This window comes from Colwellia aquaemaris, assembly GCF_057548755.1.
The window spans coordinates 479,670-493,844 of record NZ_BAAJLV010000003.1; the positions used below are offsets into that span (position 1 = coordinate 479,670).

10 protein-coding genes are annotated in these 14,175 nt (G+C 37.8%); 8 read left to right on the forward strand and 2 right to left on the reverse strand.

Annotation, left to right across the window (positions count from 1 at the left end):
- Positions 1–17: 17 nt before the first annotated feature.
- Together rlmA and xthA are read right to left on the reverse strand one after the other, a co-directional pair.
- A complete protein-coding gene (gene rlmA / locus AC27HL_RS11675) occupies positions 18–839 on the reverse strand; it encodes a 23S rRNA (guanine(745)-N(1))-methyltransferase (RefSeq protein WP_487081167.1) in 822 nt (273 codons plus the stop codon).
- An 85-nt stretch (positions 840–924) separates the two neighbouring features.
- The gene (gene xthA / locus AC27HL_RS11680; RefSeq protein ID WP_487081168.1) at positions 925–1,734 is read right to left on the reverse strand and encodes an exodeoxyribonuclease III; all 810 of its coding nucleotides are present in this window, start codon (positions 1,732–1,734) and stop codon (positions 925–927) included.
- Positions 1,735–2,044: 310 nt separating this feature from the next.
- Here xthA and AC27HL_RS11685 point away from each other — a divergent pair, with 310 nt between their 5' ends.
- The 8 genes from AC27HL_RS11685 to AC27HL_RS11720 all read left to right on the forward strand — a co-directional run bounded on the left by AC27HL_RS11685 (position 2,045) and on the right by AC27HL_RS11720 (position 14,128).
- On the forward strand, positions 2,045–3,673 hold the full coding sequence (locus tag AC27HL_RS11685) for a TldD/PmbA family protein (protein ID WP_487081169.1): 1,629 nt from the start codon (positions 2,045–2,047) through the stop codon (positions 3,671–3,673).
- Between the two features lie 49 nt (positions 3,674–3,722).
- Positions 3,723–5,090, forward strand: a complete 1,368-nt coding sequence (locus AC27HL_RS11690) for a TldD/PmbA family protein (protein ID WP_487081170.1) — start codon at positions 3,723–3,725, stop codon at positions 5,088–5,090.
- Positions 5,091–5,174: 84 nt separating this feature from the next.
- Positions 5,175–5,876: a DUF4159 domain-containing protein gene (locus AC27HL_RS11695; protein WP_487081171.1), complete on the forward strand. Its 702-nt coding sequence runs from the start codon at positions 5,175–5,177 to the stop codon at positions 5,874–5,876.
- Between the two features lie 22 nt (positions 5,877–5,898).
- Entirely contained in the window at positions 5,899–6,924 is a 1,026-nt protein-coding gene (locus AC27HL_RS11700; RefSeq protein ID WP_487081172.1) for an AAA family ATPase, read from the forward strand.
- Positions 6,925–6,941: 17 nt separating this feature from the next.
- Positions 6,942–7,889, forward strand: a complete 948-nt coding sequence (locus AC27HL_RS11705; RefSeq protein ID WP_487081173.1) for a DUF58 domain-containing protein — start codon at positions 6,942–6,944, stop codon at positions 7,887–7,889.
- A complete protein-coding gene (locus AC27HL_RS11710; protein WP_487081174.1) occupies positions 7,886–9,493 on the forward strand; it encodes a BatA domain-containing protein in 1,608 nt (535 codons plus the stop codon). Before AC27HL_RS11705 ends, AC27HL_RS11710 begins: the two co-directional genes overlap by 4 nt.
- Entirely contained in the window at positions 9,477–12,014 is a 2,538-nt protein-coding gene (locus AC27HL_RS11715; protein WP_487081175.1) for a hypothetical protein, read from the forward strand. Before AC27HL_RS11710 ends, AC27HL_RS11715 begins: the two co-directional genes overlap by 17 nt.
- On the forward strand, positions 12,011–14,128 hold the full coding sequence (locus tag AC27HL_RS11720; RefSeq protein WP_487081176.1) for a hypothetical protein: 2,118 nt from the start codon (positions 12,011–12,013) through the stop codon (positions 14,126–14,128). Before AC27HL_RS11715 ends, AC27HL_RS11720 begins: the two co-directional genes overlap by 4 nt.
- Positions 14,129–14,175: the final 47 nt, after the last annotated feature.

Sequence of the window (14,175 nt, forward strand, 5' to 3'; positions counted from 1 at the left end):
TTTGTTTAGGTTACTCTTCAATTCTTTTTTTGATAAAGCCTGATTAAAAAGTCAGCTTGGCAGTGAAAGTTATTGATGCTCAATAACTCAGTTTTTACGGCGTCACTTGCTTTAAAGGCAAACGGTGTCATTGACAACAGGTTTAAAGTGTCTTCACCACTTTTTAAGGTCATAGTGTAGGAAACGTTTTCTTGATGTATTAATGTTAAATGCTCAATTGTAAGCTTTTCTTCATTATGTTCTTTTGCATCATGATAGATTTTCTGTTTCAGTTGCATTAAATGTTGCTTAGCCGGTGTGACCGTTAATAAATAACCTTCCTGAGCTAGCACTCGCGTGAATTCTGCCTCTAGAATTGGTGCATATATTGAGAATAGCCAAGAAAATTGTTGCGCTGCAAATGGTAGTTTTGACAGTGTTGCAACACTAAAATGACATTCAGGATATTTCTTGCCGGCTTTTTTAATCGCTTCTTTAGCAATATCAACGCCATAAACAGTATTATTAGCAGTTTTATGTTGATGAGTATAATAGCCTTCGCCGCAGCCTGCATCTAAGATAATTGGCGGTAACGTGGTAACAGCCATATGCTTTTGATAAAGGCTGAAAATTTTATCAACTAAAGGCTGATAATAACCTTTTTCTAAAAATGCTCTTCTAGCATTCACCATAGCCTTATTGTCGCCGGGATTTTTTGAGTGCTTAAATTGAACGGGAAGTAGGTTTAGATAATTTTCTTTTGCCAGATCAAAGCTATGGTTGTTGTCACAGCGATAAAGTTTTTCTTGGCCATTAAGTGCCAAATTGCAAAGTGGGCAGGTATAGTGCAAAGCAGTCATAAAAAATAATAAAACTAATTAGAATATTAAAAGTATAAGTTAAATAGGGGACTTGCCCCTATTTAAATAGTGAAATGGGTAAGGGCTATGCCTTGAATGTTGACCAAATAGGCGCGTGATCAGAAGGCTTTTCAATACCTCGAAGTTCGTAATCAACGTCTGACTCGAGACAACGTTTAGCAAACTTCTCCGTTGCTAATACCACGTCAATGCGTAAGCCTCGGTTATCGTCAAAACCACGAGAGCGGTAGTCAAACCATGAGTATCGTTCTTCGCGTGTTGGGTGTAATTCTCTAAAAGTATCTTTAAATCCCCAATTCATTAGTTTGGCCAACCATTCACGCTCTTCAGGCTGGAAGCTACATTTACCTGTTTTCAACCAACGCTTGCGATTAGGTTCGCCGATACCGATATCAAGATCTGTTGGTGAAATATTAATATCACCCATTACGACAATATTTTCGTCCGGTGTGTGATTCTCGTCTAGGTATTGCATTAGGTCTTTATAAAACTTACGCTTATAAGGAAATTTCGTTTCATGAGCAATATTATCACCTTGTGGGAAATAACCATTAAGCACAGTTACTTTCTCGTCATTCTCGTCGGTTGTTTGCACCATAATCATGCGCTTTTGCGCTTCATCGTCATCTGTTGGAAAGCCTTTAGTTACAACGTTTGCAGCCTTTTTACAGAGCATAGCAACACCATAGTGTGCTTTTTGACCGTGAAAATACACGTGATAGCCCATAGCTTCAACATCTGCTAATGGGAATGCTTCGTCGTGTACTTTAATTTCTTGCAGGCCAATAATGTCAGGTTGGTGCTTATCAATAATGGCTTGTAATTGGTGGAGTCGGGCACGTAGGCCATTAATATTAAAAGAGATGATTTTCATATGCTAACTCAATAATTATTTTGGCTAATGCTAACAGAAGTTGTAAATAAGCGCGAAAGAGAATTTGAAATTATTATATTTTTGATACTGCACGACATACTTTGTTACGTATTTTTAACAACTGCTAGTAGTATGTTTTTTCGCCCTTGTTATAAACTGCTGGCTTAGGTTATATTGTTGGAAATGTATTTTTAATCGATTAAATCTTTGCATTCAATATGTTAGTTAAAGAGCATATGAGTGCGAGCATAATGAATATGATGATTTGATATATAAAAACTAAAAAGAAAAATAATTTGAGGGAAGGGAAATGCAAAGACGTGATTTTATTAAACTGACTGGCGTAGGTGCTGGTGGCTTGATGTTGCCAATGTCTGGCTTAGCCGTATCAGCAGATCAATTATTAGATAAGCCAATGGATGTTGCTTATAAGAAAAAATTAGCGGATATCGCCTTAAACGCGGCAAAAGCTAAAGGAGCAACATATGCTGACGCACGAATTGGTCGTTATCTGAATCAATTTGTTACGACACAAGAAAAGCGCGTAGACAATATTGTTAACACTGAATCGGCAGGTATTGGTATTCGCGTAATTGCCAATGGTACTTGGGGATTTGCTTCCACTTCAAATATGACACCAGATAGCGTAGCCAAAACCGCAGAAAAAGCTGTTTCAGTAGCTATGGCCAATTCTAAGTTTCAAACAGTTCCAGTGCAATTAGCGCCTGTTAAAGGCGTAGGTGAAGTTAGTTGGAATACGCCTATCAAAAAAAATGCCTTAGAAATACCCATTAAAGATAAGGTTGATTTATTGCTATCAGTTAATGATGCGGCAATGTCTAATGGCGCAAATTATATAACGTCAATTTTATTCTTAGTAAACGAGCAAAAATATTTTGCATCAACTGATGGTTCGTATATTGACCAAGATGTACACAGACTATGGGCACCATTTTTTGCAACTGCCGTTGGCAAATCAGGCTTTAAGCAACGTACAGGTTTAGGCAACCCTGTGGGGATGGGGTTTGAATACTTAGATGGTAAAGAAGAAGATAAAATTCGCATTTCAGGTGCCAATGTTGGCTATAAAAACTCATATGACATGCTTGAAGATGCAACAGCTGCTGGCAAACAACTACAAGCCAAGCTAAAAGCAAAATCAGTTGAACCTGGTAAGTATGATCTCGTGCTTGATCCCGCCCATTTAATGTTAACTATTCATGAATCTGTTGGGCACCCATTAGAGCTTGATCGTGTTTTAGGCTATGAAGCGAATTTTGCTGGTACTAGTTTTGCGACATTAGATAAATGGAGGAGTGGCAAATTTAACTACGGGTCAAATATTGTTAATTTGTTTGCCGATAAAACGCAGCCATATTCATTAGGTAATGTTGGCTATGATGATGAAGGCGTTAAAACTAAAGAGTGGGATCTCGTTAAAGATGGTACTTTGGTTAACTATCAAGCGACACGTGATCAAGTACATATGATTGACCAAAAAGAATCACATGGCTGTTGTTATTCGCAAAGCTGGCGTGATGTGCAATTTCAACGCATGCCTAATGTTTCATTAAAACCAAATGAAAAAGACTTATCGGCAGATGATGTGATTAAAGATGTTGAAAATGGCATTTATATCGCTGGTCGAGGTTCTTTCTCTATTGACCAACAACGCTACAATTTCCAGTTTGGCGGTCAGTTATTTTTCGAAATCAAAGACGGTAAAATTACCGAGCAAATTGAAGATGTTGCCTATCAGTCCAATACGCAACAATTTTGGAATAGTTGTACACAGTTGGCGGGTAAGTCAGATTATCGAATTGGCGGCTCTTTCTTCGACGGTAAGGGGCAGCCTTCACAAGTTAGTGCGGTTTCCCATGGTTGCCCAACGACACGTTTTAATAATATCAACGTGATCAATACTGCTCGTAAAGTGTAATTTCACTCAAATTTGACGATAAATAAAGAATAAAAGGAAGCAAAGCGTCATGACAATTTTAACAGAACAACATGCGAAAAAGTTATTACAAAAAGTGCTGTCATTTTCTAAAGCGGATGAATGTGAGTGTAATTTAGATGGTCAAGTCGGTGGCAATATTCGTACCGCGCGTAACACCGTATCAACAGCGGGTGAACAAAGTGATTTAACATTAGCAGTACAGTCTACCTTTGGTAAGAAAACCGGAGTTGCAACGATTAATGAATTTGATGACGCGTCACTTATGAAAGTCGTGAAGCGCTCTGAAGAATTAGCAAAGTTGGCACCCGATAATCCAGAAAATATGCCAGTATTTGGCAAGCAAAAATATACAAAGCCAGTCAGTGCTTTTGATTCAACTTCAAATGTTACTCCTGAAGATAGAGCACAAGCTGCGGAAGATAGCATTAAACCTTCTAAAGACAATAAACTGGTATCTTCTGGTTTTTTACAAGATGTAACTACCTTTGTTGCTATTATGAATAATAAAGGTTTGTTTGCTTATAACAAATCAACCAATGTCGATTTTACCGTCACCATTCGCACAGAAGATGGTAAAGGCTCTGGTTGGGTAAGCCGCGATTATAGCGATGTTAAGCATCTAAATACTAAGAAAGCATCGCAAATTGCTATAGATAAAGCTATGGGCTCTGTCGATGCAAAAGAGATGGAACCGGGTAAATATACCGTTATTCTTGAGCCAGCGGCGAGCGTGCAGCTATTGAGTAATATGTTTGGCAATATGAATCAACGTACCGCTGATGAAGGGCGAAGTTTTTTAAGTCAAAAATCCGAAGAAGGTAAAGAAGGTGGCCCAACGAACCGTTTAGGCGAAAAACTCTTTGATGAACGTGTCAATATTTATTCAGATCCAATGAATAGTGAAGTGCCAACTGCACCATTTGCTGGCGATGGCCATAAGGTTACTCGTACTGATTGGATCAAAGACGGTAAAGTTGTCAATATGCCTAATTCGCCATTTTGGGCGAATAAAACAGGTGTCGCGTATAACCCTACAGCATACACAGGCTCAGGTTTATTTGGCGGCCCAGCGCAAATTATTATGACCGGCGGTAACGATAGTATCGAAGATATGATCAAAGATACACGCCGTGGTATTTTAGTTACTCGGTTATGGTATATTCGCGCACTTGACCCGCAAACTTTGCTATATACGGGCTTAACGCGTGATGGTACTTTTTATATTGAAAATGGCAAAATTAAATATCCTATTAAAAATTTCAGATTCAATGAAAGTCCTATCGTTATGTTAAACAACATAGAAGCTTTAGGTAAACCACAACGTATTAACGGTAGTTTGATCCCGCCAATGAAGATACGTGATTTTACCTTCAGCAGTTTATCAGATGCTGTTTAGAAAAAAGAACAAGGTTGAGCTTAGAAACCAATAACAAGGTAAGTCCTTTAGTGGGCTTACCTTTCTTGGTTTTTGTGCATCATTATGAATAGACGTAATTTTCTTCGAATACTTTCACTAGTAACTACTACTGCTGTCACTGTGCCGTTGCGGCCGTTAAACGCTAGTGAGCAATTTGATTTCTTTTTTACTCGATTAAGTTATGAATCTGGTGATTGGGAAGTTGATGAAAGAATGCCTGCCAATGTGCTTAATTCTTTAATTGAATACACAAGTCTGCGTGTTGATATCAAAGAGCGTATTATTCCCTTGTCAGATCCGCAAATGTTGTCTGTACCATTTTGTTATATGGCAGGCCATCGACTAGTGCAATTTAATGATGAGGAGCGCCAGAATTTTCAACGTTATGTTGAAAATGGTGGTTTTGTGTTTGTTGATGATTGTAATCATGATATAGACGGTATGTTTGCACGTAGTTTTGAACGGCAAATGGCCGATATTTTTGGTGAATCCGCACTACAAAAAATTCCTAATAATCATGCTATTTATTCTTCCTTTTTTGAATTTGATGGTCCGCCTAGAACCTCCATTGAACTTAACGGTTGGGGGGATGATCTCGTGCACAATTACTTAAAAGCCATTGAAATAGATGGCCGAATAGCTGTTTTGTATAGCAATAAAGACTTAGGTTGCGAGTGGGATTACGATTTTCGTAATAAGCGTTGGCTGAAAGAGGATAATACCCGCTTTGCCGTTAACATTGTGATGTATGCGATGAACAGCTAAAGAATATTGAATTGGAATGGAAATGAAAGAACAAGAAATAACCGCGTTACTTGACAAGCTTTCTAAGGTGAATAGAGAAATAGCGAAAGTCATTGTTGGTCAACAAGATATTATTGATGAATTGTTGATCAGTATACTTGCAGGTGGTCATTGTTTACTTGAAGGAGCCCCAGGTCTTGCTAAAACGCTGATGGTAAGTTCATTAGCGAGAACCCTAGAACTTGGCTTTAATCGGGTGCAATTTACCCCAGATTTAATGCCAAGTGATATTATTGGTACAGAGATATTAGAGACGGATCATAATACTGGAGATCGCTTTTTTAAATTCCAAAAAGGCCCAGTATTTACCAATATTGTATTAGCAGATGAAATAAACCGTACGCCACCAAAAACTCAAGCAGCTCTGCTAGAAGCCATGCAAGAGCACAGTATTAGTTATGCTGGCACGACCTACAACCTACCTGAGCCGTTTTTTGTTTTAGCAACGCAAAATCCGGTTGAACAAGCGGGAACCTATCCTTTACCTGAAGCACAGCTTGATCGCTTTTTAATGTTCGTAAGAGTTAATTATCCAACCGAGCAAGATGAAATAGAAATTTTAAGCCGAACTACGGGTAATCATAGTGTTGAACTATCTGCAATATTAAACGCCAGTGATATTATTTCGCTACAAAGCCTAGTAAGAAGCGTAACTGTTTCAAGTGCGTTACTTAAATATGCCGCACATTTAGCGCGAGCAACAAGGCCGACACCCGACGGGAACACAGCTAATAATGAAGTAGCAGATATAGCAAAAAGTGTTGTTAATTATGTGCGCTGGGGAGCAGGGCCTAGAGCAGGGCAAGCATTAATTTTATCTGCAAAGGCTCGTTCACTCCTATTAGGGCGCTATGCAGTAACATTAGAAGATATTCAGTTTGTTGCACCAGCAGTACTGCGACACAGGATATTACTTAATTTCCAAGCGGAAGCTAATAATGTTACCACAGATGATGTTATTAGTGATTTACTTAAGTTTGTTTCTGCACCCGTTAGTCCGCTCAATTAAAGTTCTAGGATAAAGCCTTGCAACAACCTTACTTTGACGCCAAAACCATGCAACGAGTAAAAGACTTCCCCGTTGTTATTAAAGCCTTAGCACAAGGTTTTCTACATGGTATTCATACTAGTCAACAGCGCGGTGTAGGTGTTGAATTTAGTCAGTTTAGAGCCTACGAGCCCGGTGATGAGCTTAGCAAAATTGACTGGAAACTGTTTGCTCGCTCTGATAAATATTTTGTACGAGAGGCAGAAAGAGAAAGTGATGTTAATGTTTGGTTTGTTTTAGATTGTAGTGGCTCAATGCTGCAGCAATCGAGCGCGAATAACCGGCAAAGTGAGGCAAGTTTACCGGATGATTCTACTCAACTAGGGCGATGGAACAAGTTAGATTACGCCCGATACCTGATCGCGACATTATCTTATTTGGCACAAAAACAAGGAGATGCTGTTGGTTTACTAACCCTTTCTGGTGAGCAAACCTTTCAATTGCCGGCGTTACCTGGCAATAAACACTGGCAAAAGTTGTTGCTTGCCTTGACTAAATTAAAAGCTGATGGCCGTATTGAACAAAATAAGCAAGTTTTGAAATATTTAAATGCTGTGCAAGAAAATGCCTTAGTGGTCGTGGTTAGCGATTTTCATCAACAAAATTTAGAAGTTAGCACATTGCTTTCGCAATTAAAGAACAGTAAAACGGATGTTATTGCCTATCACTTGGATTGTGATGATGAAATTTATTTTTCATATCAAGGCTTGGTAAAATTTCAGGACTTAGAAACCAAGCAAAGTATAACTGTTGATGCCAAAGATATTAAAGATGACTACCTAGAAACAAAGCGTCAAATAAATCAGCAACTAATAACGCAATGCTATAAGCAAGATATCAGTTATTTTACCGCGAATATTGACCAAGCACTCGACCAGTCTCTGTTGGAATTTTTACAAGCTAGGGCCAGAGGAAACCGTCGGTGAGTGTGAGTAATTTAATGGCACAAAACCCACTGGCGTTAACTGCGCTTGCTTTGCTAGCCGTTCCTATTGCCATACATTTACTTAGCAAAGGTCGTATTACACAGGTTAAATTCGCCAATATTAACTTGCTTAGAGCGGTAAAGCCGAAAAAAATGCGCCATATCATGTTAACTGAGCCTTTTTTATTGCTCCTGCGATTACTATTGCTGACGGTTTCTATTTTAATGCTCGCACAAGTTTTTTATCTAAACTCTATGATTGTTGCGGATAAAATTACGTTAGTGACAGCGCAGTGGCTAAATAATAGTAATGATACCGAAAAACAAGCACTGTTAACAAAGTCAGTTGGCTCACCAATATACATGTTAAGTCGAGATAGCGTAAAGTTATCAAAAGATGAAGTATTAAACTGGCAAAAGCAACAAGCACAAAACAGCCCGAAAGAAACACATATTACACAGAATAAGTTCCAGGATATAAGCCTAAATCTTTATTATTTTTTACAGAAAGTTAAAAATGGCGCAACAATAAATATCTTTACTAGCGATAAAGCGATAAATTTTTCATCGGTAGCTATTGAACAGAAATATAACGTTCATTGGCATACCAAGAACATTACAAAACCTGCTGATATCAATAGCAAAATGTCTCAGAATATCCTGATTGTTTATGATCAAGATCGCGCAGCTGATATTAAGTACTTCCAACAAGCATTATCAGCTATATCGCGATTATCTGATCATAAATTTTCGCAATTGAGTTTTTTAAATAATAACCTTATTGGTAATCAACAGTATCAAAATTCACTAGCAAAAAGGCCAACTTGGATTTTTTATTTCAGTTCAATAAAACCTGATGAGTCAATAATGCAGGCGGTGAAAAATGGCTCATATATATTCGTTGATGCCAAGCTCGCTCATGAGAATTTAATGTCATTAGCTATGATTTCACTAGACAAAGATAATAATAAATTTTTGCCAGCCAATATAACGTTTTACCAGCGAGCAAGACCATTAAATATACTTGAGTCTTTACTTAACGGGAGCGAAAATATAGTGACGCAAGCATTGTGGCAATATCAAGAATCCCAGTTAGTGAACTCGCCTATGTTAACCAAAAGCACTATTAGTTGGCGAACTGCACACGATGAACAAGCAAGTGAAACAGATGTTTATCAATTTTATTCACGTTTCTCACCTTCGTGGAGTACTTTACTAGCTTCTACGCATTTTCCTGTATTTTTACAGAATTTATTATTAGCGGATAGTCAAAGACAAGTACTAGCGCAGCAATATAGGCTGAGTGAAGAAATAATAAATCTGCAAATTGGTCATGGAAACCTTGGCTTAAATGAGAATAAACTAACTAATGACTTAGCCGAAGAAACACCACCGGAGAGTCATCAAATAGCAGATTTTGCTAATTTAGCTTTTAATGTTGGTCAGCAACAAAGGGCATCGACACACTTTACGCAGTTATTAGCTACTCTATTGATTTTATTGTGGTTACTAGAAAGGGTTGTTAGCGAAGCGCTATTAAAAAATAGCCAGCAATTTAAGCAAGTCGATAATATAGCAATAGTTAGTCATGAGCAGGTTAATTAAAATGCAAGGAAAATCTCATGACAGCAAACTTGGCAATAAGGGCTCGTTAAATAGCCTAAATCAGCATCTAGAATTGTCAGAGCAGTTTTCTCGGCAGTTAATGACTATTTTAACACGCTGGCGTTGGTATTTTATTGTTCAGCAAAGTGTTTTATTTTTACCTATTTTATTAGCTATCACGGGTATTAATTTATACATTTTATTAAAGCTTGGTGTTGCGTCATTGTATGTTGCATTAGCTACAGTGGCGGCATTGATTTTGTTAAGCTGTATAAAAGCATTATTAATAACGAGGGGTAGGCGTTATAAAAATATAACCGCAGCGCACCTAGTATTACATTTAAATCGTCATTTTCCACAATTGGAAGAGAGCGCACAATTACTTATTTGTGATGAAGCGCAATTATCAGTTTTGGAGAAATTACAATGTGCGCGAGTGTTGCCTTTCGCTGTTTCGCTTACTTCAAACCAAGCTGTGCTGTTATATCGATCTTTAACCCCCGTTTTTGCGAAGCAGACTTTTTATCGACATGTTTTTCTATCGGTGCTGTTAGTTATATCGGCTGTTTTATTGGTTAATTTCTTATGGCTTGATAAACAATTAGCAACGACGAAAACAGCAAATCGTCATATTGATAAGCAAGCTTTAATTACTGATGGTAGCGTTGGTACTGCAATTGAAATTTTATCAAAACAAGTTTCTATTGAACCGCCAGCTTATAGTTTAGCTACTTCGCATCCAAGTAAGTCGGTAGCTAGCGGTAGAGCTGAATCTTTAAACTTTAGTGTTTTAGCTGGTAGTAAAGTTTCGTGGCTGTTTAAGTTTAATCAAGCAAACCAAGAATACTTCCTTAATTTTTCAAATGGCCAACGCCATAGATTGCAAAAAATGCCTGATGGTAGTTTTGGCCTTGAGAAAACATTTTCCTCAAGTACTGTTTACCATTTATCGACTCTTGATACTAAACAAGCCGATGCATTCTCGTCAGTTTATAGTATTCAAGTTATTGCTGATGCGGCGCCTAAAGTTCGCATTATTACCCCTAAAGCTACCATAACTGAGTTTACAAAAAATTCATTACCTAAACTAACAACAAAGGTGCAAATTTATGATGATTTTGCTGTTACGGATGTAAATATATTAGCGTCAATTTCCAAAGGCTCTGGTGAAGGTGTTAAATTTCGTGACCAAACTTTTCATTTCGACCATAAAGAACAAGTCGCAGGTAAATTTATCTACAGTAAAACATGGCAACTAGCTGACCTAGGTATGGAGCCAGGAGATGAACTTTATTTTAGTGTTAGTGCAAAAGACAACAGAATGCCGGCACCACAAACAACACGTTCGGTAACTAAAATTATTCGTTGGCTTGAAGAAGGCCAACTTGGAATTAGTGCCGATGGTATTTTGATTGATTTCATGCCTGAGTATTTTAAAAGCCAACGACAAATAATTATTGAAACCATTGAATTAATAGAGGATAAATTAGCGTTAACGCAAGATAAGTTTACTGAAAAATCAGAAATATTAGGTGTTGCGCAAAGTGAACTGAAAGAAAAATACGGACAATATTTAGGTGATGAATTTGAAGGGCAACACAGTGTTGGTGTCACTTTTACTGATGATCATAGCCAAAAGCAAAAACCGACTATTCATGTCCATGATGATCATGGCGGTAGTAATGCTGTTATTACCGAAAATGTGGCAAGTGTTGAAGCTGCGATAAATGATCACACACATCAACATAATGAGTCTGAAGGCTTAAATGAAAGTCAGGACATTTCAGGGCGAATGGCTCTTATTAACCGTTATGGCCATAACCATGAAGATAGTGATGTTGGTGTCATGACTAGTCAAGATCCTAAAGCGTTAATGAAAAAGAGTCTAGAGAATATGTGGCAAGCAGAATTGCATTTAATGCTGTCAGCTCCAGAGCTTGCTTTACCTTATGAGAAAAAGGCACTGAAATTGCTCAAACAAGCAAAAAAAGCAGAAAGAATTTATGTGAAACGGCTGGGTTTTGAACCGCCTCCAGTTAGTGAGCAACGCCGCTATCAAGGTGAGCAAAAAGATATTTTGGCGGATAATATTACACAGTCTCAATTTCAAAAATCACAGCTTTCAAATCAAACTCAATTAGCCTTTAAAGCGCTACTGCACCTGCTATATGAGCATCAATCACTCATCTTGGTTAAAAATAATGGGCTTAGCTCTAATGCTGGTGCTGCTAAAACGTTAAATAGTGATGATATATTCCTTGTTCAACAAGCCAAAAGTGCTTTAGCTGACATGGTTGAAGAACGGCCAGCTTTAATTAGTGCACTAGCAAGCGTTGAAAGAATTTTGCTAACAGAAAGTTTAGATTTACCTCACTGCGATAAATGTGAGCAGCAACTTATGGGCAAATTAGAACAGCTAATACCAAATGCTATTGCAGTACCCGTTTATCCTTCGAAAAATGTTGTTGATAAAGAACCTTTAATGAAAAGTTACAGCCAGTTTTTAAAGGATAATTTGTGAATATTTCACTATTAAATTACCAAACCAGTATTCATTCTATGAGTCAGTGGCTAGTCATTGCATTAGGGCTAATGGGGCTGGTTATTAGCTTGATATTTGTTTATCGACGCTTTTATCCCGTAACAATGAGTATTAATGATGCTAGCCCTCAACAGAAAGCAAGTCATGGCAGATTTGTTATGGTAGCTATCGTTAATATTATTGCATTTGTTGCTATGGTGTTGTTCATACTTCCTATTAAAGAGTTACAAAAAAAAGAAGTTTTTGATGTACTTATTACGCCAGGAAGCGATTATGTTCTAGGAGAGCAAACATTAAATTTACAACAAATTGAAAGCAAAACCGCTGAGTTATCATTATCTAAAGCGCGATATTTGTGGTTGCTAGTAAAAGATGAACATGAATATAGTCCGAAATTTATTGCTTACCTTGCAGAGCATTATCAGCGCAAATTGCTGGTAATTAAATCAACACAAGAGCTACAACAACTGTGGCAAGGAGCCGATAGTAATGACGCTAGTTTTCCTTTAGCTCAGGCTGTTATGCCGCATAAACTAAAGGTGATCGGAGATGGCTTAAACCAACAAGATTGGCAATATCTTAACGATATAAAAGAAAAAACATTACCCTTGCTGTTTTATCCGAGCGTGAAAAAGCTTGGTGTGGTTGAATTAAATTGGCCAAGAGAAATAGCATTAGGACAAACGCTTACCCTTACTGGAAAATTGCAAAAAGCTGATTTTGACCAGAAAGAATATCAAGTGAGTTTATGGCAACATCAGCAACAGCTTGAGCAAGTGGAAATTTCCGAAACGGGCTATTTTCAGATGCAAATAACACCCAAAATGTTAGGGGCGTTTAACTACCAAATGGCGATACATTTATTGCCAAGCGTTTTAGAGCAAAACGCAAAGCAAGCTAACATTGGCAAGTCTAATCGTAAATTACCACTAAACAGTGCAATCGTGATTGAAGACATTGCGGTAAATATTACTGGCAGCGAAAAGCCTGTTATCGTGATCAAGCAGTCGTCACCTTCTTTTGAAACAAGAGCGTTCAGGCAGTGGCTAAATCAAACGGGCAGTAGCGTTAAAGTGATCACACAAATAAGTCGCGATAAATGGTCGCAGCATCACTATAATGTGGGCAATGAAAATAACGCGGAAGCAAAACCTGACGGACATTTATTAACCGCATCACTACTTAGCAATAGCGATCTTTTATTGCTTGATAGCCGAGCAGTATTAAATTTATCAGCTAATGAAATTGCAATACTTGAACAAGCAGTTAGTAGTGGCTTAGGGGTATTTATTAATGTCGATAAAGATTTAGTAACAGCCCAACAAAGATCTGAATTAGCGCAAACTAAGTTATTTTCAGGGTTGAAAATTCAACCAACAGCAAAGCAAAAGCTAGTTCTACCGACGTGGCCCAGCAAGCATAAAACGGCAAGCGCTGAGCCATTATTTACCCAGGCTACGGAATTTAAGCTCACAGCAGAAAATGAAATCACGTTGGTGAAAGCCGATACTGGTCGTACGCTTGTTACTAGCTATCAGTTTGGACTTGGCAAAATTGCTTTTTCAACAATAACGCAAACGTACCGCTGGGCATTAGAGTTTGGTAATAGTCAATATAGCCATTACTGGCAATATATATTAGCTCAGATGTTAAGAGACAAAACATCCTCCTATTTTCTAAAGCCTGCATCAAACGAGTTATATATCAGTAATAATTTATCAACGTTGTGTTTGGTTACTGATGTGAAACAGGTCGTTTCAACCCAAGTAAAATTAGTGCCTCACCCTTTGTTGAAATATCGTCAATGTGGGCTTTATACTCAAGAGAAGGTCGGTTGGCATAAAATACAAGCTTTTGACGATAGGAATAAATTACTGGCCGAGCAATTACAGTATATTTATCCCGCATCAAGCTTTAGCGCTTGGCAACAGGCGAATAAACACAAAGAAAGTTTGAAGTACAGTGCCCATAACATCGCCACTATTGATAGCAATAAATTACTTATGCAGCACGTCAATAAACTTTATTTATGGCTACTACTGTTTTTTTCATTGCTGTTTTTATGGTTGGAAAGAAAATGGCTAACTGGCTAGTTAGCCAATTACTAGCTTATTGCTAATTTATTAATCAGTTAGCAGTA